We start from the raw sequence: 24,703 nt of genomic DNA, 5'->3' as shown, positions 1-24,703 counted from the left end.
CCCGTGCGCGGAGAGGCTTTTTTCATAGAAAGGTTTAAAGGTTAGAAATAAGAGGAAATACGAAGGTAATCGGATTGGAATGGAGAGGGGACAAATGCTGAAAAGGAGACTGGAGTTTTTCTTTTTATATATCATGCTCATCGGGGCATACGTCATATGGGTTTTTCCGGTTTCCAGACTTGAGTTTTACGGAGGATTGCTTTGCTATGCCGGCATTATTTTGTTCAGCATTTATTCGTTAATCCTTGAAAATCGAACGTCACAGCACACGCTGTTATGGATACATATTCTAGTCTTTTTTCCGATCGCGGGCTACATGTTTTATCTGTTTTCCGGACAGCTTTATGTAAAAGGAAAGCTGTTTAAAACAAAACGAATGTACAACAGGGAGAAGCTTCGAAAGCAGTTTGACATGGAGGAAACGCCTGAAGTGACCGGATTGAAGGACAATCAAGAAAGGTTTTTTACCTATTCCATCAGGGCTTCACATATGAATATCAACACGAAAAGCAAGGTAAAGGTTTTGAAAAACGGGGAAGAAACCTTTCCTGATATTTTCAAAGCAATGCGGAAAGCAAAATCTTATCTGCATATCGAATACTATATGTTCAAATCGGACATGCTTGGCCGCGGCATGATGGAGATTATGATGGAGAAGGCGCGTCAGGGTGTCGAGGTGCGTTTTTTGTATGACGCTGCGGGCAGCATCAAATTGGCAAGTAGAGATATTATGAAAATGAAAAAAGCGGGCGTGGACATCGTTCCTTTTTCTCCGCTGAAATACGGGTTCTTCAATCAGAAATTGAATTTTCGAAATCACCGTAAAATCGTGATCATAGACGGAAAAATCGGCTTTGTCGGCGGATTGAATGTTGGGAAGGAATATATCAGCCGAGACCCGATTATCGGTTTTTGGAGAGACACTCATCTGCGGCTGGAAGGAGAAATTGTGCAAACGCTTCACGCCATCTTTATGCTGGATTGGGAATATGTCTCTAATGAAGTGTTAATTGATCAAAAAGAATACAATACGCCAGTCCCCGTGGAGGGAGGAGGCATTTATCAAATTGTCGCGACAGGGCCTGACATGAAGGAAAGCATGAGTGACCTCTACTATGAAATGATTTCTACAGCGCAGAAATCTGTGTGGATCGCCACGCCTTACTTTGTCCCGAATGAATCCATCCGCACGGCTTTAAAAGCCGCCGCGACAAAAGGGGTTCAGGTGCGGATTATGGTGCCGGAGACGAATGACAGCTTTTTAACGCAATACGCGTCGAGATCGTATTTCCCTGAGCTGCTTCTAGAAGGGATTGAGGTGTATTCCTATCAAAAAGGCTTCATGCATCAAAAAGTGATAATCATTGACGGCGATCTCGCCTCAGTCGGAACCGCAAACATGGATATGCGCAGCTTTCAGCTCAATTTTGAAGTGAACGTTTTCTTCACGGATGCCGAAGCGATCCGCACCCTGGAAGACCATTTCGAAGAGGATATGCTGGAAAGTGAGAAGCTTAGCCCTGTCGGCTTTTATAAAAGAGGAATGGCCGACCGGACAAAGGAATCAGTTGCCCGTCTCTTTTCAAGTGTTCTGTAAGAAAAAAGAAATACTGTCTTTCAAAACAGCCAGTGTATAGTATAATTGAGAAATCTTATCAGTTATTAATGCATTGGGGGAAGATAGGGTGCTGCGGCAATTTTTTGCGTATTATAAACCATATAAAACATTGTTCTTTCTCGACTTTTTCTCGGCGATCGCAGGAGGCTTAATGGAGCTGAGTTTTCCTTTAATCGTCAATTATTTTATTGATACCTTGCTTCCGGGGAGAGACTGGGGCCTGATCATCGCGACCTCAATCGGATTGTTCGCGGTTTACGCGCTCAGCTCGGCTCTTCAATATGTCGTTACGTATTGGGGGCATATGCTCGGAATCAATATCGAAACCGATATGAGAAAGTCGCTATTTGACCATCTGCAAAAGCTGTCCTTCAAATTTTACGACAACAACAAGACGGGAACGTTAATGTCGAAGCTGACGAACGACTTAATGTACATCGGCGAAGTCGCCCATCACGGTCCAGAAGATTTGTTCATCGCCATTATGACGATTCTCGGGGCGTTCGGGGTTATGCTGTTTATCAACTGGCAGCTGGCATTGCTGACGTTTATGATCATGCCGATTGTCATTTGGCTTGCGCTTTACTTCAATAAAAAAATGACCAAAGCGTTTACGACGCTGAACAAGGATATCGGAGACTTCAGTGCGCGGGTAGAAAATAATATCGGCGGCATCCGGCTCGTTCAGGCGTTCGGCAATGAATCGTTTGAAAAAGAGCGCTTCGCTGTTAACAATCAGCGATTCCGTATCACTAAGCTGTCATCATATAAAATCATGGCGAAAAACGGCTCCATCAGCTATATGCTGACACGGTTTGTCACGCTGTTTGTCCTCTTGTGCGGTACGTGGTTTGTCATCCGAGGCTCCTTGTCATACGGAGAATTTGTGGCGTTTGTGCTATTAACGAATGTCCTTTTTCGGCCGATTGACAAAATTAACGCCATTATTGAAATGTATCCGCGGGGAATTGCCGGCTTTAAAAGCTACATGGAACTGATGGAGACAGAGCCGGATATTCAGGATTCTCCTGAGGCGAGAGACGTTTCCGGACTGAAAGGTGATATCCGCTATCAGCATGTTTCGTTTGGCTATGATGAGAATCAACATGTCCTTCATGACATTAACCTGACCATTCGGGCGGGGGAAACGGTAGCGTTTGTCGGTCCGTCCGGAGCGGGGAAATCAACACTTTGCAGTCTGCTTCCGCGCTTTTATGAAGCGTCAGAAGGCGACATTACCATTGACGGCATCAGCACTAAAGACATGACGCTGTCTTCCTTGCGCGGGCAGATTGGCGTTGTGCAGCAGGACGTTTTCTTATTCTCGGGCACACTGAGAGAGAATATTGCATATGGCCGTTTGGACGCATCAGAAGAGGAAATCTGGCAGGCTGTGAAGCAGGCTCACTTGGAAGAACTCGTCAGTCACATGCCGGATGGATTGGACACTGTCATCGGAGAACGCGGCGTAAAACTTTCCGGCGGGCAGAAGCAGCGCCTTTCCATTGCGAGGATGTTCTTGAAAAATCCATCTATCCTGATTCTGGACGAGGCAACTTCTGCCCTTGATACAGAAACAGAAGCGGCGATCCAAAAGGCGCTTCAAGAATTGTCGGAGGGGCGCACGACGCTGGTGATCGCCCACAGACTGGCGACGATCAAACACGCGGACAGAATTGTCGTCGTGACAAAAAACGGTATCGAGGAACAAGGGCGGCATCAGGAACTGATCGAAGCCGGCGGTATTTACAGCAGACTGCATCATGCACAGTTCGGGGATTTGATGACACAATCGTAAAAAAGAGAGAGCATGTTCTGTGCAGGAACATGCTCTTAATGTATAAACTTTTATACCTGTTTTTTCATCAGCACAAACTGAATAACGGGATACGTGATATACGCAATGCACAATGCAATAAATAAAGTATAGTTTTTACCGTTGTTGATAAAAAAGAAATCGATGATCCAAAGAATAAATAAAGTGATAATCACGATATTATAACTCATATGAGCACTGTTTTTTATGATTTGTTTGCCCATTTCATCCTTCTTTACCTCATTTCTCGTTCTCCATGTAAAGAACTGGCCCCACGCTACCAGTAGACTAATCATTAAAAACCATTCAGTAACGCCTATGGTGGCGCCTTCAATTTTCATATAGCTCAGTAAAGTTCCGCCGAAGTATAGGGTGACAATGAGTAAAAATAAAAAACTAAACAGTTCCATTCGTTTCATTTCCTATGTCTCCTCTCCCGTTTCGAATCGAAATAAATGATCGACTGTTACGCCTAAACAATAGGCCAATTGAAAAGCAAGGGATAAACTCGGATCATATTTATTATTTTCAATGGCATTAATGGTTTGCCGAGAAACACCGCATGCCTTGGCCAATTCCTCTTGAGAAAACCCTTTTTCCTTTCTGGCTTGTTTAATAACGTTTTCCATAAATACTCCTTTTTGTAAAAGATATTTTACATTTTTATCGTAAGTGATGGTGGGTAAAATGTCAAATGTATTTTACATTTTAAAAAAAGAAAAAAGGATAGACAAACCTCAAGGTTGTCTACCCTTTTATATGTAAGATGAATTAGAGCGCTTCTCTCTCAGCGGGCTCAATCATATTCTGAAACTTTTCAACCAGCTGAGACGCTTTTGTTCCTTCAACCACAATCAGATATTCTTTTTCGTTATGAGCCATACGGAACGTTTCCAGCTCGATTAAGCTTTTGATTTTGCACATCGTTTTCTTTGAGTAAATATAAACCTCGTGGCTTCCGGAATGGCACATTTTATATAGGTGAATCAAATTTCTTAAAGTAAATGCCTGTGCGGCTACTTTTAGAGACTTGATGTTTTTCATGTTCTTTCTCCTCCATTGATTCTTGTCTTATATAGCGTATGTTCCCAATGTGTACAAACTGTAAACCTGTTTTTGCACACTTATGATTTCCATTGCAGAGTGCCGCCGCCAATCCGTTTCACGCCGCGGATTGAGCTCAGTTCATCCATCAGCCGGAGAAGCGCCTTGTCCTTCTGTTTCGCCTCGATCATAAAATCAATATTGGTTCCCCATTGTCTGAAGCGCTCCAAAAGCGGCAGCAAGAAGTTGGCGTCTACATATTCCGCATGGCTGCGCACCGCTTGCTCCGATTTTGGAGAGGAAAGATGGACCTTCGGCTGCAATCCGATCCGCTGCCATGTGTTGATCATCCGGGGCAGTGCTTCATTCAGGTCTGCATGATCATCCGAGTTTGCGTAAAAATGATGAAAATCAAAGACAAACGGAACATTCTCTTGTTCACAGACCTGAAGCGTCTCTTCCGTGGTGTACGTTTTATCGTCATTTTCCAGCGTCATCCGCTGTTTGATCTCTTTCGGCAGCATTTTCATGTTGTGATGAAATTGTTTCAGAGCGTTTTCTTTGTTTCCGTAAGCGCCGCCGATATGGATGTTGATAACTGAGCGGTCTGCAATCCCCATCGCTTCAAGCATGCGGTAGTGATAAGCCATATCGGTTACTGCATTTGCTGTAATGGATTCCTTAGGGCTCGTAAACAGGGTAAACTGGTTAGGATGAAAGCTTGTGCGCAGATTGTATCTTTTCACGAGTTCTCCAATCTCACGGAACTCCTTGCGAAACGGCGTCACAAAGTCCCACATCACGTCAGGATGAGTGGCCAGCGGCACAATTGAACTGGAAAAACGGTACAATGGAATATCGTGGCCGATGATATAGTGAAGGGTTCTCATGGTATTGCGCAAGTTGGCTTTCGTGACAGCCAAAAGGGCTTCTTTTCTCTCATTCTCGGGCAGCTTTGAATAACGGGCGAATGTCAGTGTTTTGGCGGGAGACGCATCCCAAAGGCTCATCGCATTTGAGACGAACCCGAATCTGAAAATCATAGGAACTCTCCTTTATAGAAAATAAGATAATGCTTTACCGAGCCATTCCGCCGGTCGCTGCCTGAACGTGCGTTTTTTGAAATTTTCTTTTGTCAGCAGCTCCGACTTTTTAATATCCTCTTCAATCGTGGCATAGACTTCTTTTGTAAATGCAACATCATCAATTTCAACGTTTACCTCTTCATTTAAAAACAGGCTGCGCTGATCAAAATTGGCTGTGCCGATCATGCTGAAGTGATCGTCAATGATCAAGGCTTTCACATGATAAAACCCTTGGTAAAAACGGTAGATGAGACAGCCGGCATCCAGCAGGTCCGAATAATATGTAAAAGCAGCTTCTCTGACCAGCGGGTGATCTGATTTCATCGGCACAATCAATGTAACGTCTACACCGTTTTTTCTTGCTTTGACCAAAGCCTGCTGAAGCGGTTTAGTCGGAATATAATAAGGCGTGCAAATCGTAATGCGCTCTTTCGCCTGTGCGATATTTGCCAAATACGTTTTTTCAAGAGAATAGCCGTCAGTCGCATAAATCTTATGAGGGATATTCCCTTGGGGAAGCTCAGGCCAAACATCCGGACCCAGTTCGGCTGATCCGGTATTTCGTTTCAGGTCGGCTGTAAAAAGTGTTTGAAGATCGCGGACACCTTCTCCCGTCATACGCAGATGATAATCCTCCCAATTGCCGAACTTCGCCTTCTTCCCAAGGTATTCCTCACCAATGTTAAACCCGCCGACATAGCCGACTTTTCCATCCATCACAGCAATTTTCCGGTGATTTCGTTTTTGGATATGAAAAAAGAAATAAGGGAAACGGGGCCGGTTCAGAAAATGAACGTGAACGCCGGCGTTTTTCATTGTCTCCAGCGCCGGTTTTTTAATTTTTTGGCTGCCCGACCAATCCAGAAGCAAATAAACCGATACGCCGGCCTGGGCTTTTGTTTTCAGCAGTGTGAACATATTGTGGCTGACCTCATCGTTTTTCATAATGAAAAACATCACGTGAACGGAAGAGACGGCTTCGCGTATATCTTCCATCATCCGTTCAACAAGATCAGCGCCGCAGTGAATCAATTCGATATCACTTTTCTTTTTTGAAAAAACAGGCTCGTACGCTTTCTTTCTGTGTGCGGCGCGGCCCATAAAGATATCCAGCAGGATTAAAGCCAATAGTATGATGACAATGATGAGAATCACGAAAAATACCTTCATCCCGGCACTCCTTTCCGTAGTTGTAGGTAGTGTGCCCGAACAGCAGGAATTTAATTATTGACTGAACACTCATTCATTATTTATCATAAAGATAATCTTATACAGATTTTGGGGCAGGGGATCACGGTCTTCATCAGTAAAAAGGGGGAATTGGAATGAGCGGCTTTCTCATTGTCAATGCATTATTATTTCTGATTGTAACCGCTTACGCTGTTTGTTTGTTTGTCTATTTGGTCAAAACAAGGCTTGCTTATATCAGGCTCGGTCAAAAGGAACAGTTCGATAAACGGATCAAGGAACGGCTTCAGGCCATATGGGTGAATGTATTCGGGCAGAAAAAACTGCTCAAGGATAAGAAAAGCGGCATCATTCACGTCATGTTTTTCTACGGCTTTATATTGGTTCAGTTCGGAGCGATTGACTTTATCATCAAAGGGCTGGTCCCGGATCGAAATCTGCCGCTTGGCCCGATCTATCCCGCCTTCACTTTTTTTCAGGAAATCGTTACGTTTCTGATCTTAATTGCGGTTGGCTGGGCATTTTACAGACGCTATATCGAAAAGCTCGTCAGGCTGAAACGAGGCTTTAAATCTGGACTTGTTCTCATTTTTATCGGCGGTTTAATGCTGACGGTTTTACTGGGGAACGCAATGAATCTGATCTGGCATGATCACGGGCTTTCTTGGAGCGAGCCGATCGCTTCAGGCATCGCGTTTCTGCTTGGCGGCGTCGGGGAGACGGGCGCCGCGGTGATTTTCTATATCGCATGGTGGGTGCATCTGTTGTTTTTACTGAGCTTTTTAGTGTATGTGCCGCAGTCAAAGCACGCTCATTTAATTGCCGGTCCTGCCAACGTCTTTTTCAACAGGCTTGAAGCGTCCGGAAAGCTCGAAAAAATTGATTTCACAGACGAAACGAAAGAAAGCTACGGAGCGGGAAAAATTGAGGATTTCAGACAGTCCCAGTTGATTGATCTGTATGCGTGTGTCGAGTGCGGCCGCTGCACCAATATGTGCCCTGCGACAGGCACCGGAAAAATGCTGTCGCCGATGGATTTAATTTTACGCCTCAGGGACCACCTCACAGAAAAAGGCGCTGCCGTCACTTCGCGCTCGCCATGGGTGCCGGCTGCAGCATTCCGGCATACGAAAGGGAACCAGCTGGCTGCGGCTGCCTCAGGGAGCGGATCACAGGAAGCCGCCGCCGCGCTTGATTACAGTCCGAGCTTAATCGGTGATGTCATTACCGAAGAAGAAATTTGGGCCTGCACCACTTGCCGGAACTGTGAAGATCAGTGCCCCGTCATGAACGAGCATGTTGATAAAATCATTGATCTTCGCCGCTATCTCGTGCTGACTGAAGGAAAAATGGACAGTGACGCACAGCGGGCGATGACGAGTATTGAGCGGCAGGGAAATCCGTGGGGCCTCAACCGCAAGGAACGTGAAAATTGGCGCGACGCAGCCCCAGATGCCGATATTCCGACAGTAAAAGAATTAAAAAAAGAGGAAAAAGAATTCGAATATCTTTTTTGGGTCGGTTCCATGGGTTCATACGACAACAGAAGCCAAAAGATCGCCATCTCCTTTGCAAGACTGCTGAACCAAGCAGGTGTGACCTTTGCGATCCTCGGCAACAAAGAAAAAAATTCAGGGGACACCCCGCGCCGCCTCGGAAATGAATTTTTATTTCAAGAACTGGCCGAAAAGAATATCTCGGAATTTGAAAAAAATAATGTGAAAAAAATCGTTACGATTGATCCGCACGCATACAATTTATTTAAAAACGAATATCCTGATTTCGGCTTTGAAGGCGAAGTGTATCATCATACGGAAGTGCTGGCCGATCTTGTGCAGAGCGGGAAACTAAAGCCGCAGCACCCAGTTCATGAAACGATCACCTTCCACGACTCGTGCTACTTGGGACGGTACAACGAAGTCTATGATCCGCCGAGAGAAATTTTAAAAGCCATTCCGGGTGTGCGGCTTATTGAAATGGAGAGAAACCGGGAAACCGGCATGTGCTGCGGAGCTGGCGGAGGCTTGATGTGGATGGAGGAAGAGTCAGGCAACAGGATTAATGTCGCCAGAACAGAGCAAGCGCTGGCAGTCAATCCGTCGGTAATCAGCTCCGGCTGTCCGTACTGCCTCACGATGCTTGGGGACGGCACAAAGGCAAAAGAAGCGGAAGATCGTGTCAAAACGTATGACGTCGCGGAGCTTCTGGCTCAATCTGTCTTGGGCGCTGATATGACAATGGGGGAAAAGCGATGAATTTTTCATTAACAGAAGAACACGAAATGATTCGGAAATTGGTTCGTGATTTTGCGAAGCATGAGGTTGCACCGACAGCGGCAGAACGTGACGAACAAGAACGCTTTGATCGTGACCTGTTTCGGGAAATGGCGGATTTAGGATTAACGGGGATTCCGTGGCCTGAAGCTTACGGCGGAATCGGAAGTGACTACCTGGCTTATGTCATAGCGGTGGAGGAACTGTCAAAAGTCTGCGCCTCCACCGGCGTGACGCTTTCAGCCCATATCTCGCTTTGCGGCTGGCCGCTGTTTGCATTTGGCACAGAAGAACAAAAGGCAGCGTATTTAACACAGCTGGCCCTTGGGCAGAAAATCGGGGCTTTCGCTTTGACTGAAGCGGGCTCCGGTTCAGACGCCGGCGGGATGAAAACAACCGCTGAGCGAATCGGTGATGACTATGTATTAAACGGATCAAAAGTGTTTATTACAAACGGCGGCGCCGCTGATATTTATATTGTGTTTGCAGTCACTGACGCTGAGAAAAAGAAAAAAGGCATTTCCGCTTTTATTGTAGAAAAGGATTTCGAAGGATTTTTGACAGGCAAGAAAGAAAAGAAACTAGGCATCCGTTCTTCTCCGACAACAGAGATCATCTTCGAAGACTGTGTCGTTCCCGCAGAAAATCGTCTCGGTGAAGAAGGAGAAGGCTTCAAAATCGCGATGAAGACGCTTGACGGAGGAAGAAACGGCATTGCGGCACAGGCTGTTGGCATCGCTCAGGGAGCGCTTGATGCGGCACTTCAATACGCAAAAGAAAGAAAACAGTTCGGCAAATCGATCGCCGAGCAGCAGGGCATAGCTTTTAAACTTGCAGATATGGCGACAATGATAGAAGCTTCAAGGCTACTGACCTATCAGGCGGCATGGCTGGAATCGTCAGGCCTTCCGTATGGAAAAGCCTCCGCTATGTCCAAACTGCTGGCAGGGGATACGGCAATGAAGGTGACGACCGAAGCTGTGCAGATTTTCGGCGGCTACGGCTATACGAAGGATTATCCGGTTGAACGCTATATGCGCGACGCGAAAATTACGCAAATCTACGAAGGCACCCAAGAAATTCAAAGGCTGGTTATCTCCAGAATGCTCTCAGAATAAGGCAAAACATCTATCAGTCGGATCACTCTTGTAAAATTATTTAAATTAACGCTGTTAAGGGTAGCATATTCTGTTTTATTTTGTTTATAATGAGAGGTATGGTTTGTATAAGAACGATACAATATCGCTTTCATTATTGATAAAACAGATACATATAAGTAATAGAAAGGGAGTGTCCGACCTTGGGTATCAAACAATATTCACAGGAACAGCTAAAGGAAATGGCTTTAGTTGAAATCGCTCACGAATTATTTGAAGATCATAAAAAACCAGTTCCGTTTCAGGAGCTTTTAAATGAAATTGCATCATTGCTCGGCGTAAAAAAAGAAGAGCTTGGAGACCGCGTCGCACAATTTTATACAGATTTAAACATTGACGGCCGCTTCTTGGCGCTCTCTGACCAGACTTGGGGCCTTCGCAGCTGGTATCCGTACGATCAGCTTGATGAAGAAACACAGCCGACAGTTAAGGCGAAAAAGAAAAAAGCGAAAAAAGCTGTTGAAGAAGATCTTGATCTTGATGAATTTGAAGAGGTTGACGAAGACGAGCTCGATTTGGCTGAGGTTGAGGAAGAGCTTGATCTCGATGCTGATGAGTTTGACGATATCGATGAAGATGACGACGAAGACGAGCTCGAAATTGATGATGATCTCATTGATGACGATGAAGAAGAAGATGAAGATGACTATGATGAAGGCGATGAGGATAAAAAATAGTAAAAGAATTTCATCCTCAAATCGATCTTGACTTTCATAGTCGAACTATGTAGTATGTATTTTGGGCTCTTCAAAAACGAAGAGAGAACATAGAACGTTATGCTCCCTTTCAAGAAATTGAAAGGGAGCTTTCTTATTTTCACCCCTCATTTTTCTTATAAATCATTTAAAAGGCTAAATGATTTCCTATAAAACGGTACATTTTAAGAAATGTAGCTTAGAGCGAAGAGAGGAGCAAACGAAATGACGAAATATATTTTTGTAACCGGGGGAGTCGTATCCTCACTTGGAAAGGGTATTGTAGCAGCTTCATTAGGGCGTTTGCTGAAAAACCGCGGACTGAACGTCACCATTCAAAAATTCGATCCATACATCAACGTCGATCCGGGAACAATGAGCCCGTACCAGCACGGTGAAGTATTCGTAACAGATGACGGCGCTGAAACAGACTTAGACCTGGGCCACTATGAGCGTTTTATCGACATCAACCTGAATAAATTCAGCAACGTAACAACAGGTAAAATCTATTCAACAGTTCTTAAAAAAGAACGACGCGGCGATTACCTCGGCGGAACAGTGCAGGTTATTCCGCACATCACAAATGAATTGAAAGACCGCGTATATCGCGCGGGTAAAGAAACAAACGCGGATGTCGTGATTACAGAAATCGGCGGTACTGTCGGAGACATCGAATCTCTGCCATTCCTTGAAGCGATCCGCCAAATGAAGAGTGACATCGGCCGTGAAAACGTGATGTACATCCACTGTACACTTGTGCCTTACATTAAAGCTGCCGGCGAACTGAAAACAAAACCGACACAGCACAGCGTAAAAGAATTAAGAAGCCTGGGCATTCAGCCAAACATTATCGTTGTTCGTACAGAAATGCCGATTTCTCAAGATATGAAGGACAAAATCGCATTATTCTGCGACATTGATACAAAAGCGGTTATTGAATGTGAAGATGCGGACAACCTCTATTCCATTCCGCTTGAGCTTCAAAAGCAAGGACTTGATAAGCTTGTTTGCCAGCACATGCAGCTGGAATGCAAAGAAGCGGAAATGTCCGAGTGGAAAGAGCTTGTAAACAAAGTCAGCAACCTGTCTCAAACGACCACAATCGGACTTGTCGGAAAATATGTTGAGCTTCCTGACGCTTACATCTCTGTCGTTGAATCACTTCGCCACGCGGGCTACGCGTTTGACACAGATGTAAAAGTGAAATGGATTAACGCTGAGGAAGTAACAGAAAGCAACATCGGAGAGCTTACTAGCGGCACAGACGGTATTATCGTACCGGGCGGCTTCGGTGACCGCGGTGTTGAAGGTAAAATCATTGCGACAAAACATGCGCGCGAAAACAAGATTCCGTTCTTGGGCATTTGCTTAGGCATGCAGGTTGCATCTATTGAGTATGCCCGAAACGTATTAGGCTTAAAAGGCGCTCACTCTGCGGAAATTGATCCGTCAACTCAATACCCGATCATCGACCTTCTTCCTGAACAGAAGGATGTTGAAGATCTTGGAGGAACACTTCGTCTCGGCCTTTACCCTTGTAAGCTTGAAGAGGGCACGAAAGCATTTGAAGTGTATCAGGATGAAGTGGTGTACGAGCGTCACCGCCACCGTTATGAATTCAACAACGAATTCAGACAGCAAATGGAAGACCAAGGCTTCGTATTCTCAGGCACCAGCCCGGACGGACGCCTTGTTGAAATTATCGAGCTGAAAGACCATCCTTGGTTCGTGGCTTCTCAGTTCCACCCAGAGTTCAAGTCAAGACCGACAAGACCTCAGCCATTATTCAAAGGCTTTATCGGAGCGTCTGTTGAAGCTGCAAATCAGAAGTAATAAAAAAAGACTTGCCGTTTGTCAAAAGCGGACAAGTCTTTTTTATTTGTTTCCGGCAAGATACAGCATGTACAATAAATGATTATGCATATTCTTGCAAAATTTCTTTTAATGTAAATGATAGAGCATGGTAGACATACAATGCTGTCATTAATGAAGGGAAGCCGTAACGGGTGCCGTCTTCATCGGGAACGAGCGGCATTTTCAGCTTCGAATCAATATGCACATCGCAATATTGTTCGATTCCGGCGCTGTCTTTGGCTGCCGGCGATACGCAAACGACTCCCGCGCCTTTTTCATAAAGCTCTTTCGCGAGCGCCTGTTCTTCATCTGTACCTGTCCCTGAGCAAAACATCAGCACCCTGTCGCTTTCTGTGACTTCATCCGCGTTGGCGGGAAACGATTTGACGGAAGGAAGCGGCTCTTTGCTTTCGGTAGCCTCATATAAGACGCCCTGAAGCTCATTTGCCCCGTATATATATATGGAATGTCCGCTGACCACCGCTTGAGCAAGCAATCGCGCCCCATCTTCAATCGCGTCAGATTCCTTATCCTGAATGCGGGAAAAAATACCTGTTAACTGTGTCGTAAATATTTTCAACATAAGTGAATCCTCCTTTATAACGTACAATAACAGTATACAACAAAAGAGAAAATGCTCAGAAAATGTCGTAAAGTAGACTATTATAATTAAAGGAAATAGGAAAATCAAACAGAATACATAAACTACTGCTTACTTTTGACGAAAATCATAATATTGGGGTGTAAAATGATGAATGAAAAAATTTTAATCGTTGATGATCAATACGGAATACGTATTTTGCTTAACGAAGTGTTCAATAAAGAGGGCTATCAGACATTTCAGGCTGCGAACGGCCTTCAAGCGCTTGATATTGTGACAAAAGAACGTCCGGACCTTGTCCTTCTGGATATGAAAATTCCCGGCATGGACGGAATCGAAATTTTAAAACGGATGAAAGTCATTGACGAAAACATCCGCGTGATCATCATGACGGCTTACGGAGAACTCGATATGATCCAGGAATCAAAGGAACTGGGCGCATTGACGCACTTCGCCAAGCCGTTTGACATCGACGAAATCAGAGACGCCGTCAAAAAATATCTGCCCCTGAAGTCTAACTGACAAAAAGAAGAAACAATTGAATGAGCTCATTGTGTTGCCGATTTGTCGAAAAGTTGGTATTCTAGTTATGGAGAAAAAGCGATCTGAGTATTTACATATGACAGCAAATTATGGGTCATGCTAGGGTGGAAAGCTTTTTTCGCTAGAAGACAATCAGGCTACATAAGGAGGACATTCGACATGCCTTTAGTTTCAATGACGGAAATGTTGAATACAGCTAAAGAAAAAGGTTATGCTGTAGGACAATTTAACTTAAACAACCTTGAGTTTACTCAAGCGATTTTACAAGCAGCTGAAGAAGAAAAATCTCCAGTGATCCTTGGTGTTTCCGAAGGTGCGGGACGCTACATGGGCGGCTTCAAAACAGTCGTAGCTATGGTAAAAGCACTAATGGAAGAGTACAAAGTGACAGTTCCTGTTGCGATCCACTTAGACCACGGTTCAAGCTTTGAATCTTGTGCGAAAGCGATTCATGCAGGTTTCACATCTGTAATGATCGACGCTTCTCACCATCCATTTGAAGAAAACGTAGCAACAACTTCTAAAGTTGTTGAGCTTGCTCATTTCCACGGTGTATCTGTAGAAGCTGAGCTAGGAACAGTCGGCGGACAAGAGGACGACGTTATCGCTGAAGGCGTAATCTACGCTGATCCTAAAGAGTGCCAAGAGCTTGTTGAGCGCACTGGCATCGACTGCCTTGCACCTGCATTAGGTTCTGTTCACGGCCCTTACAAAGGTGAGCCAAACCTTGGCTTCAAAGAAATGGAAGAGATCGGAAATTCAACTGGTCTTCCGCTCGTTCTTCACGGCGGTACTGGAATTCCGACTGCAGACATCAAAAAATCAATCTCACTTGGTACAGCTAAAATCAACGTAAATACTGAAAACCAAATTTCTTCTGCAAAAGCTGTTCGCGAAACGTTGGCAGCTAAGCCTGACGAGTACGATCCTCGTAAATACCTTGGACCTGCTCGCGAAGCGATTAAAGAAACTGTTATCGGTAAAATGCGTGAATTTGGTTCTTCAAACCAAGCTTAATTCAATTGGAACTTTTTATAGCCGCCTGACAGCTTGACAGGCGGTTTTCCGTCTATCTTTAGAAAGCGCAATCATATTCACAGTTCTGAAAATTCTTACTCAGGGAGGCTTTTGTAAATGTTATTTTTTATTGATACAGCCAATATCGATGAGATTAAAGAAGCGTATGAATTAGGAGTTCTTGCCGGTGTAACAACGAATCCTAGTTTAGTAGCAAAAGAAGCTAACGTATCATTCCATGACCGCCTTCGTGAAATCACAGAAGTCGTTCCGGGCTCTGTAAGCGCGGAGGTTATTTCTCTGAAAGCTGAGGAAATGATCGAGGAAGGAAAAGAACTGGCGAAAATCGCTCCGAACATCACGGTGAAAATCCCGATGACGGCTGACGGTTTAAAAGCCGTAAAAGCACTTACTGACTTAAACATCAAAACAAATGTCACATTGATCTTCAATGCAAACCAAGCGCTTCTTGCTGCAAGAGCGGGCGCTACATATGTATCTCCATTCTTAGGCCGCTTAGATGATATCGGCCATAACGGGCTTGACCTGATTTCAGAAGTCAAGCAGATTTTTGATATCCACGGGCTTGATACGCAAATCATCGCGGCGTCAATCCGCCATCCTCAGCATGTAACTGAAGCTGCATTAAGAGGGGCTCATATCGGCACAATGCCGCTTAAAGTCATTTATCAGCTGACAAAGCACCCGTTAACAGACAAAGGAATCGAACAATTCCTGGCAGACTGGAACAAGTAATTCAAGCGGCGGCAAACAGAGTGTAGTGTCTGTTTGCCGCGGCCTTTGCTTTTCACCGTCCTGATCCAGCGGACCTTCAGATGCACGCCGCTTACAGAGAAGGAATCATTGGGCTGCAGAAGCTGATATCGGAATGAAGGTTGCGTGCTGCTTTTGCCGGATGACGAAGATGTCTCTTTAGCCGGCGGGTCTCTGTCGATTTTTTGAAACCTATGCCCCCGCAAAGCTTCGCTATTTTCTTCCTGATATTTTACAATGTGTTGTATTCTTTCTCTTCGAATTGGCTAGATTTTGGACATGAGCTTTATTTGCAGAGACAGAATAAAATGCCATTTTATTTAGCTCCGCAGCTATCTTCTTATGGAAGGAGACTATCATGGAAAAGTTGAATATTGCCGGCGGTGACTCGTTAAACGGTACAGTACACATCAGCGGCGCTAAAAACAGTGCTGTTGCATTAATACCAGCAACCATTTTGGCAAATTCCGAGGTGACAATAGAAGGGCTTCCTGAGATTTCAGATATTGAAACGCTGCGTGACCTGTTACAGGAAATCGGCGGCAATGTGCATTTTGAGAATGGGGATATGATTGTAGACCCCACATCAATGATCAGCATGCCGCTTCCTAACGGAAAAGTGAAAAAACTGCGCGCGTCGTATTATTTAATGGGGGCGATGCTCGGCCGCTTTAAACAGGCCGTCATCGGATTGCCTGGCGGCTGCCACTTGGGCCCCCGTCCGATTGACCAGCACATCAAGGGCTTCGAAGCGCTCGGAGCTGAAGTGACCAATGAACAGGGCGCGATTTATTTGCGCGCTGAAAGGCTGAGAGGCGCACGTATATATTTAGATGTCGTAAGCGTCGGGGCAACGATTAACATTATGCTTGCGGCAGTTTTGGCAGAAGGGAAAACCATCATCGAAAACGCTGCGAAAGAGCCGGAGATTATTGATGTCGCGACACTGCTCACCAGCATGGGCGCAAAAATCAAAGGCGCTGGAACCAACGTAATCCGAATCGATGGCGTAAAGGAACTGCACGGCTGCAAACATACGATCATCCCGGACAGAATTGAGGCCGGAACCTTTATGATTGCCGGTGCTGCGATGGGCAAAGAGGTCATCATCGATAATGTAATCCCGACACACCTTGAGTCCTTAACAGCAAAGCTGAGAGAAATGGGCTTTCACATTGAGACAAGCGACGACCAGCTGCTTATTGTCGGCGGGCAGAAAAACCTAAAGCCGGTTGATGTAAAAACCCTAGTATACCCGGGCTTTCCGACTGATTTGCAGCAGCCGATGACAGCGCTTTTGACGAGAGCAAAAGGGACAAGCGTCGTGACTGACACCATCTATTCGGCGAGATTCAAGCATATTGATGAGCTGAGACGAATGGGCGCTAATATGAAGGTAGAGGGCAGATCTGCAATCATAACGGGACCTGTCGACCTTCAAGGCGCTAAGGTCAAGGCGAGCGATCTGCGGGCCGGAGCCTGTTTAGTGGTTGCCGGGCTGATGGCCGACGGCGTCACGGAAATTACAGGTCTGGAACATATTGATCGCGGATACAGCAGCCTTGAGAAAAAACTCGAGGGTCTGGGAGCCACAATCTGGCGCGAGAGAATGACTGATGAAGAGATAGAACAGCTGCAAAATTCTTAATTGGTTATTTGCGAGAGGAGATCGTGTTGAGATGGAAAGAAGTTTATCAATGGAATTGGTTCGTGTGACTGAAGCTGCGGCATTAGCATCTGCAAGATGGATGGGCCGGGGAAAAAAAGACGAGGCTGATGAAGCAGCAACAAGCGCAATGAGAGACGTTTTTGATACAGTTCCGATGAAAGGAACGGTTGTGATCGGAGAAGGGGAAATGGACGAAGCGCCGATGCTTTATATCGGGGAAAAACTCGGAAACGGGTACGGTCCGCGTGTCGATGTCGCCGTTGATCCTCTCGAAGGCACAAACATTTTGGCAAGCGGCGGCTGGAATGCGCTGACGGTCATTGCAGTTGCGGACCACGGCACGCTTTTAAACGCTCCAGATATGTATATGCAGAAAATCGCAGTCGGTCCGGAAGCAGTGGGCTGCATTGATATTGAAGCTCCAGTCATTGATAACCTTAAAGCGGTAGCAAAAGCGAAAAACAAAGACGTCGAGGACGTCGTTGCCACCATTTTAAACCGTGATAGACACGAAAAAATCATTTCCGAGCTTCGCGAGGCCGGCGCCAGAATCAAACTGATCAATGACGGGGATGTCGCAGGCGCCATCAACACGGCTTTCGACCACACAGGCGTAGACATCCTGTTCGGATCAGGCGGAGCTCCTGAAGGCGTCCTATCTGCTGTAGCGTTAAAAGCGCTGGGCGGAGAAATTATCGGTAAACTTCTTCCGCAAAGCGAGGAAGAAATCATACGCTGCAACAAAATGGGCCTTGATTTAAGCAAAGTGCTGCGTATGGAAGACCTTGTGAGAGGCGATGACGCGATTTTTGCGGCTACCGGCGTAACTGATGGCGAGCTGTTAAAAGGCGTTCAATTCAAAGGGTCTGTCGGCACGACTGAAAGCTTGGTCATCCGTGCGAAGTCAGGAACTGTCCGTTTCGTTGACGGCAGACACAGCCTGAAGAAAAAACCAAATCTCGTAATCCGTCCATAACAAAGAGAAAAAGCGGGTGTTGACCCGCTTTTCTTTTGCAAAAAAGAGACAACCCTATCAATTGCGTGTCAAAACCTTATTTCAGTTGAATAATTGTTTGAAATAAGGTAAAAATAAAGAGTGCTGCGATTTTTAACTGCGTAATTCCTTCTTTTAAGCACTAGGAAAGTTTCAATTTCTACCGCATACAGACGATATAAGTATTGATCTTCTCATGTTTTTGTCCTCGCTTCCTTCAAAACTCATTAAGACAATCCTTTTAACAAAAGCGCCGATCATGGGTGGAAGTGTTACCGATAGAAGTTCCTTTATGTTAAAAAAAGAATGTGCTTTGGCGGATGTTGTGCAAAAGCAGCAGATTACATGTGTAAAGTAAGATATTGACTATGAAAAGCGTGGTGTTTTTTATGAAAGACGTATCTATTTCCTCTTTGGAAAATATGAAATTGAAAGAGCTATATGAACTTGCAAGACATTATAAAATCTCCTACTACAGCAAACTGACAAAAAAAGAACTGATTTTCGCCATTCTGAAAGCGAATGCAGAGCAGGAAGATCTTCTGTTTATGGAAGGTGTTCTTGAGATCATCCAATCAGAGGGATTTGGCTTCCTGAGACCGATCAACTATTCTCCAAGCTCTGAAGACATTTACATCTCAGCTTCACAAATCCGCCGTTTCGATTTACGGAACGGAGACAAAGTATCAGGCAAGGTTCGCCCGCCAAAAGAAAATGAGCGCTATTATGGACTTTTGCACGTTGAAGCGGTAAATGGAGATGATCCGGAATCGGCAAAAGAGCGTGTTCACTTCCCAGCCCTAACTCCGCTTTATCCAGACCGCCATATGGTGCTCGAGACAAAACCGAATTTCTTGTCTACAAGAATTATGGACATGATGGCGCCGGTAGGCTTTGGCCAGCGCGGCTTGATTGTTGCGCCGCCGAAAGCCGGGAAAACGATGCTGCTGAAGGAAATCGCCAACAGCATTACAGCGAACCAGCCTGAAGCAGAGCTGATTGTGCTGTTGATCGACGAAAGACCGGAAGAGGTTACAGACATTGAGCGTTCTGTTGCTGGGGATGTCGTCAGCTCAACGTTTGATGAAGTGCCGGAAAACCATATCAAAGTAGCCGAACTTGTGCTTGAACGCGCTATGCGCCTCGTTGAACACAAGAAAGACGTCATTATCCTGATGGACAGTATCACACGTCTGGCCCGCGCCTACAACTTAGTGATTCCGCCGAGCGGAAGAACACTTTCCGGAGGGATTGACCCGGCAGCGTTCCACCGTCCGAAGCGTTTCTTCGGGGCGGCGAGAAATATCGAAGAGGGCGGAAGCTTAACGATCCTCGCCACTGCTCTTGTTGATACAGGATCCCGTATGGATGATGTCATCTATGAAGAATTCAAAGGAACGGGCAACATGGAGCTTCATCTTGACCGCTCTCTGGCAGAACGCCGCATCTTCCCTGCCATCGATATTCGCCGTTCTGGAACGCGTAAGGAAGAGCTGCTTGTGCCTAAAGAGCATCTTGACCGTTTATGGTCTATCCGCAAAACGATGTCAGATTCGCCTGATTTCGCGGAAAAATTCATGAGAAAAATGAAAAAAACCAAAACAAACCAGGAATTTTTCGATATTCTCAATCAAGAATGGAAACAGGCAAATCTATCATCAGCCAGACGATAAAATCTATTTGCAAAAGAAGTAAATCACTGATATAATTTTCTCATATGCGTTTCGGACAATGCTCCGAAATAGTTAACTCTGTTTCCACACGGGATTCAGGGCGGAAGGAGATGGATACAATGAAAGCAGGAATTCATCCTAATTTCAAAAAAGCAACAGTTAAATGCGCTTGCGGAAATGAATTTGAAACAGGCTCAGTAAAAGAAGAGGTACGCGTTGAGATTTGCTCTGAATGCCACCCATTCTACACTGGCCGTCAAAAATTCGCTTCTGCTGATGGTCGTGTTGATCGCTTTAATAAAAAATACGGTCTTAAGTAATAATAGATTTTTCAACAGGCAAGAAGCACTTCTTGCCTGTTTTTTATATTGTCAAAAACACAGCTGGCAGAGAGAGGGGAGCAGAGCCAATGTACATAATGAAGCAAAGCGGGTGGCTGGAGCTGATTTGCGGCAGCATGTTCTCGGGAAAATCTGAAGAGCTGATCAGAAGAGTGAAGAGAGCAACTTATGCCAAGCAGGAGGTCAGGGTCTTTAAACCTGTGATTGACAATCGATACAGCGAGGATGCTGTTGTTTCCCATAATGGAACATCTATGACGAGCTATGCCATTTCTTCGGCTGAGGACATTTGGAATCATATCAGTGAGAGCACAGATGTGATTGCAGTGGACGAGGTTCAATTCTTCGACCGGTCAATCATTGGTGTTTTATCGTCTCTTGCCGATAAAGGCTACCGTGTGATCGCGGCGGGCCTTGATATGGATTTCAGAGGAGAGCCGTTCGGCGTTGTGCCGGATATTATGGCCATCGCTGAAAGTGTGACGAAGCTGCAGGCCGTCTGTTCCGTCTGCGGATCACCGGCAAGCAGAACACAGCGGCTCATTGACGGAAAGCCGGCTTCTTATGATGATCCGGTCATTCTGGTGGGTGCGTCCGAATCCTATGAAGCAAGATGCAGACATCATCACGAAGTCCCGGGAAAATCTAAAAACTAATACAAAACATGGGTAAAAAGATAGAAAGCACCGGCCGAAAAGCTGGTGTTTTTTTATATATTCTGATAACAATCAATTAAAAAATTTAATTAAGTGTATTAAAAAATTAAGTAATTTTCTTCCCTTGAATTTTGATTTTGACAGGCATAAAATAACTAACGTAATGTAAATAGTTTTGAGACATTGTTCGAATAATTGTCACAAAGTCGCATAAAGATCATGATCGGTTATTTTTAGATGAGTTATTACTTAACTTGGTTAACTATTTCAAGAAAGAAGGAGATTTGCTTGAATAACATTAAAAAAACTAAGGAAGGCCATTTAGAAACAACATTAAGAGGAAAAGAAGTTTTATCTATTCCTACTTTAAATAAAGGTGTTGCTTTTACATTAGAAGAAAGACAAGAACTTGGCTTAGAAGGACTTCTTCCGCCAACTGTACTTTCTCTTGATCAACAAGCAAAACGCGCATACGAGCAATTTAAAGCTCAGCCAGACCGCCTTCGTCAAAATGTTTACTTAAATGATCTTGCTAACCGCAATGAAGTTCTTTTCTATAAATTGCTGCAAAATCACCTTCGTGAAATGCTTCCTGTTGTGTACACACCAACAGTTGGTGAAGCAATTCAAGAATACAGCCATGAATACAGAAGACCTCAAGGTATCTACTTGTCAATCGACAACATTGACGGTATTGAAAAGGCTTTTGAAAACCTTCATGCGACAGCAGGCGATATTGATCTTATCGTTGCAACCGACTCTGAAAGTATCCTTGGTATCGGTGACTGGGGTGTAGGCGGTATTAACATCGCTATCGGTAAATTGGCTGTTTACACTGCTGCAGCTGGTATTGACCCTAGCCGTGTTATCCCTGTAGTGCTTGATGTCGGTACAAACAACGAAAAACTTTTAAATGATCCTTTATACATTGGTAACCATCATGAACGTATTTCTGATGAACGTTATGAAGAATTCGTTGATGCGTATGTAAAAGCTGCGCTTAAATTCTTCCCTAAAGCGCTTCTTCACTGGGAAGACTTTGGCAACAAAAACGCGCGCAATATCATGAAAAAATACAACAACGAAATCCTGACATTCAACGATGATATTCAAGGTACAGGCGCAATTACACTTGCTGGTGTGCTTGCTGCTATGAAGAAAACAGGCGCATCTATTAAAGATCAGCGTGTAGTTGTCTTCGGTGCAGGTTCAGCTGGTATCGGTATTGCTGACCAAATTCGTGACACAATGGTGCTTGCTGGATTATCTGAGGAAGAAGCAAACAAAGCGTTCTTCACACTTGATTACAGAGGCCTGTTAACAGACGATATGGAAGGCATCCTTGATTTCCAAAAACCTTACCTTCGCAGTGCAGCAGAAGTGAAAGACTGGAAACGTGATGAAAAAGGCCAAATTTCATTTGATGAAGTGGTTCGCCAAGCGAAACCAACAATCTTAATCGGTACTTCAGGGGTTTCAGGAGCGTTCACAGAGGAAATTGTGAAAGAGATGGCATCTCACGTAGACCGTCCGGTGATCATGCCGATGTCTAACCCGACTCACCTTGCAGAAGCTGTTCCTGAAGATCTGTTCAAATGGACTGACGGAAAAGTGCTTGTAGCAACAGGAAGCCCATTTGACAATGTCGAGTACAATGGCGTTTCTTATGAAATCGGACAATCTAACAACGCATTCGCATTCCCTGGTCTTGGCCTTGGTTCAATCGTAGCTGAAGCGCGTGTTATTACGCCTGCTATGTTTGCTGCAACAGCTGATGCGATTGCTGAAATGGTTGATTTTGAAACACCTGGAGCTGGATTGCTTCCAAGCATCGACAAGCTTCAAGAAGTATCTATTCAAGTTGCCATTGCTGTAGCTGAAGCAGCGATCAAAGACGGCGTAGCAAATCGTCAGCCTGAAGATGTAAAACAAGCTGTTCTTGATGCAATGTGGACACCTGAATACAAAAAAGTCATCGCAAAATAATTGAGCGTGTAATTTTTCTGTCCGAGGGAAAGCTTTGAATAAAGCTAAAGTATACGGACATAGGATTTGGAGGAGAATATTTTGAGCATCTTAGATATCTTAATCCTCCTGGCACCGATCTTCTTTGTTATCGTGCTGGGTTGGTTTGCAGGACATTTCGGAAGTTATGATGCCAAGTCAGCAAAAGGGGTAAGTACGTTAGTAACGAAATACGCACTTCCAGCTCACTTTATCGCTGGTATTTTGACAACTTCCAGAAGTGAATTTTTATCACAAGTTCCATTAATGGTTTCTTTACTTATCGGAATTGTTGGTTTCTATATCATCATTCTATTGGTTTGCAGATTTGTCTTTAAGTATGATTTAACGAACTCATCCGTATTTTCTTTGAACTCTGCACAGCCGACATTCGCATTTATGGGTATTCCTGTATTGGGAAGCTTGTTCGGTGCACAAGAGGTTGCGATTCCGATCGCTGTAACAGGTATCGTTGTTAACGCGATTCTTGATCCGCTTGCGATCATTGTTGCTACAGTGGGTGAGTCTTCTAAGAAAAACGAAGAGAGCGGCGACAGTTTCTGGAAGATGACAGGGAAATCAATCCTGCATGGTCTTTGTGAGCCGCTTGCAGCTGCTCCGTTAATCAGTATGATCTTAGTGCTGGTTTTCAATTTCACTCTTCCTGAGCTGGGTGTTAAAATGCTTGATCAGCTTGGAAGCACAACATCTGGTGTTGCTCTCTTTGCTGTCGGTGTTACCGTTGGTATTCGTAAAATTAAACTCAGTCTGCCGGCTATCGGTATTGCGTTACTAAAAGTTGCGGTTCAGCCTGCGTTAATGTTCCTGATTGCTCTTGCAGTCGGACTTCCAGCTGACCAAACAACAAAAGCGATCCTTCTTGTTGCATTCCCTGGTTCTGCCGTTGCAGCCATGATTGCGACTCGTTTCGAGAAACAAGAGGAAGAAACTGCGACTGCGTTTGTGATCAGTGCGATTCTGTCATTGATTTCACTTCCAATTATTATTGCGCTTACTGCGTAATCAAAAAAGCTCCCTTTAAGGGGAGCTTTTTTACTTTACGTTTGAAATTTAAACAGTGACAGCAGCGGTTTTTTTCTTGTTTTTATTTTTTCGGAAGAAGCAGCAGTCTCAGGGGTCGGCTGAGCGGTGAATTCTTTCATTTGTGAGGTCAGTGATTGCAGATCAGCAAGAATGTCATCAATTTCTCTTCTGTGCTGCAGAAGCTGATAGGATACGCCTTCATCGGCTTTTTGTTTAAGCTGGCGTTCCAGTTCCTCAATTCTTGCCAGCAGCCCGTTTTCGTCCTGTTTTTGCTGTAATAAGGTGTCAAGCTTTTGTTCGAGCTGTTCGATTCTTTTCTCTGTGTCACTGTTTGTTTTTTGGACAAGGAAGCCTGTGCGCTTCTTATTGCTTTGCGGCACATTGATATCCTGAAGCGCCGTGCCTTCAGAAATTTGTTTTTGGACAGATTTCAGGACTTGCACATCTTCAGCCGTAAACGAATAGTGTCCGAGCTCGTTCCGTTCAGCCGGAAGGTTCAGCTGCTTCACCCACCGCTGCACTGTTTTTGCGGAGACGCCGAGTTCACTTGCTACCATATTTGTATTCATGATCCCATACCTCCTTTTTAGCTAGGTATTCGACCATGGGGAGCGGTTCCCTTCCTATTAGACAAAACAAGAAAAGATTCGGCAAAGA

24 protein-coding genes are annotated in these 24,703 nt (G+C 44.8%); 17 read left to right on the top strand and 7 right to left on the bottom strand.

All coding sequences use genetic code 11. The annotated features are described in order from the left end of the window. The first annotated feature begins 94 nt into the window (after positions 1-94). Together cls (UJ203_RS12500) and UJ203_RS12495 are read left to right on the top strand one after the other, a co-directional pair. Positions 95-1,597 (top strand): cardiolipin synthase, encoded by a 1,503-nt coding sequence (gene cls, locus UJ203_RS12500; protein ID WP_322011175.1) that lies wholly within the window; start codon positions 95-97, stop codon positions 1,595-1,597. 88 nt (positions 1,598-1,685) lie between these two features. Beyond that, entirely contained in the window at positions 1,686-3,416 is a 1,731-nt protein-coding gene (locus UJ203_RS12495) for an ABC transporter ATP-binding protein (RefSeq protein ID WP_322011173.1), read from the top strand. Positions 3,417-3,466: 50 nt separating this feature from the next. Here UJ203_RS12495 and UJ203_RS12490 read toward each other — a convergent pair whose 3' ends face one another. The 5 genes from UJ203_RS12490 to cls (UJ203_RS12470) all read right to left on the bottom strand — a co-directional run bounded on the left by UJ203_RS12490 (position 3,467) and on the right by cls (UJ203_RS12470) (position 6,733). Beyond that, positions 3,467-3,853 (bottom strand): DUF3796 domain-containing protein, encoded by a 387-nt coding sequence (locus tag UJ203_RS12490; protein WP_044159779.1) that lies wholly within the window; start codon positions 3,851-3,853, stop codon positions 3,467-3,469. Positions 3,854-3,856: 3 nt separating this feature from the next. Further along, positions 3,857-4,063 (bottom strand): helix-turn-helix transcriptional regulator, encoded by a 207-nt coding sequence (locus tag UJ203_RS12485; protein WP_044159778.1) that lies wholly within the window; start codon positions 4,061-4,063, stop codon positions 3,857-3,859. A 142-nt stretch (positions 4,064-4,205) separates the two neighbouring features. Next, positions 4,206-4,478, bottom strand: coding sequence for a hypothetical protein (locus tag UJ203_RS12480; RefSeq protein ID WP_010332264.1), 273 nt, complete (start codon positions 4,476-4,478; stop codon positions 4,206-4,208). An 80-nt stretch (positions 4,479-4,558) separates the two neighbouring features. Next, the gene (gene uvsE, locus UJ203_RS12475) at positions 4,559-5,521 is read right to left on the bottom strand and encodes a UV DNA damage repair endonuclease UvsE (RefSeq protein WP_044159776.1); all 963 of its coding nucleotides are present in this window, start codon (positions 5,519-5,521) and stop codon (positions 4,559-4,561) included. Positions 5,522-5,533: 12 nt separating this feature from the next. Beyond that, a complete protein-coding gene (cls, locus tag UJ203_RS12470) occupies positions 5,534-6,733 on the bottom strand; it encodes a cardiolipin synthase (protein WP_322011167.1) in 1,200 nt (399 codons plus the stop codon). 155 nt (positions 6,734-6,888) lie between these two features. On the opposite strand from cls (UJ203_RS12470), the gene UJ203_RS12465 reads away from it, so the two are divergent. The 4 genes from UJ203_RS12465 (at position 6,889) to pyrG (ending at position 12,709) form a co-directional block, all read left to right on the top strand. Further along, complete coding sequence (locus UJ203_RS12465; RefSeq protein WP_322011165.1) at positions 6,889-9,006, top strand: heterodisulfide reductase-related iron-sulfur binding cluster; 2,118 nt, start codon at positions 6,889-6,891, stop codon at positions 9,004-9,006. Continuing rightward, the gene (gene acdA, locus UJ203_RS12460; RefSeq protein ID WP_322011163.1) at positions 9,003-10,142 is read left to right on the top strand and encodes an acyl-CoA dehydrogenase AcdA; all 1,140 of its coding nucleotides are present in this window, start codon (positions 9,003-9,005) and stop codon (positions 10,140-10,142) included. Before UJ203_RS12465 ends, acdA begins: the two co-directional genes overlap by 4 nt. A gap of 182 nt (positions 10,143-10,324) precedes the next feature. Next, positions 10,325-10,858, top strand: coding sequence for a DNA-directed RNA polymerase subunit delta (rpoE, locus tag UJ203_RS12455; protein ID WP_024123192.1), 534 nt, complete (start codon positions 10,325-10,327; stop codon positions 10,856-10,858). Between the two features lie 243 nt (positions 10,859-11,101). Further along, positions 11,102-12,709 (top strand): glutamine hydrolyzing CTP synthase, encoded by a 1,608-nt coding sequence (gene pyrG / locus UJ203_RS12450; RefSeq protein WP_095712807.1) that lies wholly within the window; start codon positions 11,102-11,104, stop codon positions 12,707-12,709. A gap of 82 nt (positions 12,710-12,791) precedes the next feature. Here pyrG and UJ203_RS12445 read toward each other — a convergent pair whose 3' ends face one another. Continuing rightward, positions 12,792-13,313, bottom strand: coding sequence for a DUF2529 domain-containing protein (locus UJ203_RS12445; protein WP_105954113.1), 522 nt, complete (start codon positions 13,311-13,313; stop codon positions 12,792-12,794). Between the two features lie 165 nt (positions 13,314-13,478). Between UJ203_RS12445 and spo0F the strand changes: the two genes are divergently transcribed. From spo0F to UJ203_RS12390, 11 genes are all read left to right on the top strand, one after another. After that, entirely contained in the window at positions 13,479-13,853 is a 375-nt protein-coding gene (spo0F, locus tag UJ203_RS12440) for a sporulation initiation phosphotransferase Spo0F (RefSeq protein ID WP_003227621.1), read from the top strand. A gap of 180 nt (positions 13,854-14,033) precedes the next feature. Next, complete coding sequence (locus tag UJ203_RS12435) at positions 14,034-14,891, top strand: class II fructose-bisphosphate aldolase (RefSeq protein WP_024123189.1); 858 nt, start codon at positions 14,034-14,036, stop codon at positions 14,889-14,891. Between the two features lie 117 nt (positions 14,892-15,008). Next, on the top strand, positions 15,009-15,647 hold the full coding sequence (fsa, locus tag UJ203_RS12430) for a fructose-6-phosphate aldolase (RefSeq protein WP_024123188.1): 639 nt from the start codon (positions 15,009-15,011) through the stop codon (positions 15,645-15,647). Positions 15,648-16,023: 376 nt separating this feature from the next. Continuing rightward, a complete protein-coding gene (locus tag UJ203_RS12425) occupies positions 16,024-17,313 on the top strand; it encodes a UDP-N-acetylglucosamine 1-carboxyvinyltransferase (protein ID WP_024123187.1) in 1,290 nt (429 codons plus the stop codon). 31 nt (positions 17,314-17,344) lie between these two features. Beyond that, positions 17,345-18,310: a class II fructose-bisphosphatase gene (glpX, locus tag UJ203_RS12420; RefSeq protein ID WP_044159762.1), complete on the top strand. Its 966-nt coding sequence runs from the start codon at positions 17,345-17,347 to the stop codon at positions 18,308-18,310. A gap of 214 nt (positions 18,311-18,524) precedes the next feature. Beyond that, positions 18,525-18,686, top strand: a complete 162-nt coding sequence (locus UJ203_RS12415; protein WP_032731180.1) for a hypothetical protein — start codon at positions 18,525-18,527, stop codon at positions 18,684-18,686. 31 nt (positions 18,687-18,717) lie between these two features. After that, on the top strand, positions 18,718-20,001 hold the full coding sequence (gene rho / locus UJ203_RS12410; RefSeq protein ID WP_010332253.1) for a transcription termination factor Rho: 1,284 nt from the start codon (positions 18,718-18,720) through the stop codon (positions 19,999-20,001). Positions 20,002-20,120: 119 nt separating this feature from the next. Then, positions 20,121-20,321: a 50S ribosomal protein L31 gene (gene rpmE / locus UJ203_RS12405; protein ID WP_003151132.1), complete on the top strand. Its 201-nt coding sequence runs from the start codon at positions 20,121-20,123 to the stop codon at positions 20,319-20,321. A gap of 89 nt (positions 20,322-20,410) precedes the next feature. After that, a complete protein-coding gene (locus tag UJ203_RS12400) occupies positions 20,411-20,998 on the top strand; it encodes a thymidine kinase (protein WP_024123184.1) in 588 nt (195 codons plus the stop codon). Positions 20,999-21,286: 288 nt separating this feature from the next. Next, positions 21,287-22,984 carry an oxaloacetate-decarboxylating malate dehydrogenase gene (gene malS, locus UJ203_RS12395; RefSeq protein ID WP_024123183.1) on the top strand — a complete coding sequence of 566 codons (1,698 nt, stop codon included), beginning with the start codon at positions 21,287-21,289 and terminating at the stop codon, positions 22,982-22,984. 81 nt (positions 22,985-23,065) lie between these two features. Further along, a complete protein-coding gene (locus tag UJ203_RS12390; RefSeq protein WP_024123182.1) occupies positions 23,066-24,025 on the top strand; it encodes an AEC family transporter in 960 nt (319 codons plus the stop codon). Between the two features lie 35 nt (positions 24,026-24,060). Here UJ203_RS12390 and racA read toward each other — a convergent pair whose 3' ends face one another. Continuing rightward, on the bottom strand, positions 24,061-24,615 hold the full coding sequence (racA, locus tag UJ203_RS12385; RefSeq protein WP_024123181.1) for a chromosome-anchoring protein RacA: 555 nt from the start codon (positions 24,613-24,615) through the stop codon (positions 24,061-24,063). Positions 24,616-24,703 lie beyond the last annotated feature (88 nt).

The sequence above is a fragment of the Bacillus sp. V26 genome (genome assembly GCF_034296245.1).
Classification (GTDB): Bacteria; Bacillota; Bacilli; order Bacillales; family Bacillaceae; genus Bacillus; species Bacillus halotolerans.
Note: the sequence above shows the minus strand (reverse complement) of the source record. Positions and strands in the feature narration are given on the sequence as shown.

Bases quoted from the DNA above. Each gene is read 5' to 3' on its own strand.
- spo0F (WP_003227621.1), top strand. From the start codon at position 13,479: ATGATGAATGAAAAAATTTTAATCGTTGATGATCAATACGGAATACGT.
- UJ203_RS12435 (WP_024123189.1), top strand. From the start codon at position 14,034: ATGCCTTTAGTTTCAATGACGGAAATGTTGAATACAGCTAAAGAAAAA.
- UJ203_RS12490 (WP_044159779.1), bottom strand. From the start codon at position 3,853: ATGAAACGAATGGAACTGTTTAGTTTTTTATTTTTACTCATTGTCACC.
- UJ203_RS12425 (WP_024123187.1), top strand. From the start codon at position 16,024: ATGGAAAAGTTGAATATTGCCGGCGGTGACTCGTTAAACGGTACAGTA.
- rho (WP_010332253.1), top strand. From the start codon at position 18,718: ATGAAAGACGTATCTATTTCCTCTTTGGAAAATATGAAATTGAAAGAG.
- UJ203_RS12415 (WP_032731180.1), top strand. From the start codon at position 18,525: ATGTTTTTGTCCTCGCTTCCTTCAAAACTCATTAAGACAATCCTTTTA.
- pyrG (WP_095712807.1), top strand. From the start codon at position 11,102: ATGACGAAATATATTTTTGTAACCGGGGGAGTCGTATCCTCACTTGGA.
- acdA (WP_322011163.1), top strand. From the start codon at position 9,003: ATGAATTTTTCATTAACAGAAGAACACGAAATGATTCGGAAATTGGTT.
- UJ203_RS12465 (WP_322011165.1), top strand. From the start codon at position 6,889: ATGAGCGGCTTTCTCATTGTCAATGCATTATTATTTCTGATTGTAACC.
- UJ203_RS12485 (WP_044159778.1), bottom strand. From the start codon at position 4,063: ATGGAAAACGTTATTAAACAAGCCAGAAAGGAAAAAGGGTTTTCTCAA.
- cls (WP_322011175.1), top strand. From the start codon at position 95: ATGCTGAAAAGGAGACTGGAGTTTTTCTTTTTATATATCATGCTCATC.
- racA (WP_024123181.1), bottom strand. From the start codon at position 24,615: ATGAATACAAATATGGTAGCAAGTGAACTCGGCGTCTCCGCAAAAACA.
- rpmE (WP_003151132.1), top strand. From the start codon at position 20,121: ATGAAAGCAGGAATTCATCCTAATTTCAAAAAAGCAACAGTTAAATGC.
- UJ203_RS12400 (WP_024123184.1), top strand. From the start codon at position 20,411: ATGTACATAATGAAGCAAAGCGGGTGGCTGGAGCTGATTTGCGGCAGC.
- glpX (WP_044159762.1), top strand. From the start codon at position 17,345: ATGGAAAGAAGTTTATCAATGGAATTGGTTCGTGTGACTGAAGCTGCG.
- fsa (WP_024123188.1), top strand. From the start codon at position 15,009: ATGTTATTTTTTATTGATACAGCCAATATCGATGAGATTAAAGAAGCG.
- UJ203_RS12445 (WP_105954113.1), bottom strand. From the start codon at position 13,313: ATGTTGAAAATATTTACGACACAGTTAACAGGTATTTTTTCCCGCATT.
- UJ203_RS12480 (WP_010332264.1), bottom strand. From the start codon at position 4,478: ATGAAAAACATCAAGTCTCTAAAAGTAGCCGCACAGGCATTTACTTTA.
- cls (WP_322011167.1), bottom strand. From the start codon at position 6,733: ATGAAGGTATTTTTCGTGATTCTCATCATTGTCATCATACTATTGGCT.
- uvsE (WP_044159776.1), bottom strand. From the start codon at position 5,521: ATGATTTTCAGATTCGGGTTCGTCTCAAATGCGATGAGCCTTTGGGAT.